Origin of the sequence: Streptomyces ureilyticus (assembly GCF_011045025.1) — a bacterium.
GTDB classification, from domain to species: domain Bacteria; phylum Actinomycetota; class Actinomycetes; order Streptomycetales; family Streptomycetaceae; genus Streptomyces; species Streptomyces ureilyticus.
In genome coordinates, this window is record NZ_JAAKZX010000506.1 from 1 (window position 1) to 722 (window position 722).

1 protein-coding gene is annotated in these 722 nt (G+C 73.8%); it reads left to right on the forward strand.

The window, feature by feature from the left end; genetic code table 11:
- A partial coding sequence (locus tag G6048_RS48400) for a SpnB-like Rossmann fold domain-containing protein (RefSeq protein ID WP_408056259.1) occupies nt 1-722 on the forward strand: 722 nt, incomplete at both ends.

Genomic DNA, 722 nt, shown 5'->3' on the forward strand with positions numbered 1-722 from the left:
CGAGTGCGGCTGTCCACGGTCGACGCGGACGCGCTGTCCGTACACGTCACCGACACCGAAGGCCGGCCCGTGGCCTGTGCGGACGCGCTGGTCTCCCGGCCCGTATCGCCCGACCAGTTGCGGCAGGTGGCCGGGCGGAACCACGACGCACTGTTCGAGCTGGAATGGGTCGCCGTGCCGCCTGCGGACGACGCGTCCGTCCCCGCTGAGTGGGCGCTGTTGGGAGACGACCGTCCGGAGCAGGACACCGGCCGCCGTCCGGAAGCCGTCGTGCTCCCGTGCGCACAGGCCGAGGCCGCCTCGAACGGTCTCGCGCAGGCGGCTCGCCTGGCCACGGGTGAGGTCCTCGCGGCGCTCCAGGCCTGGCTGGCCGATGAACCGTCCGCCGGTTCGCGCCTGGTGGTGCTGACGCGCAACGCGGTCGCGGGCGTCGGCGAAGACGAGCCGCTGAACCTCGCACACTCTCCCGTGTGGGGTCTGGTGCGGTCGGCGCAGACGGAGCATCCGGGCCGGTTCGTGCTGGTGGATGTGGACGACGCGGCTGCGGTGGCCGATGTCGTGCCTGCGGCGTTGGCCGCGGGTGAGCCGCAGGTGGTGGTGCGGGACGGGCGGGTGTGGGTGCCGCGTCTTGCCCGGGTGACGGCCACGGAGGAGCCGGCCGTGTCCCCGGTCTGGGATGCCGAGGGGACGGTGTTGATCACCGGGGGGACCGGGGCGTTGGG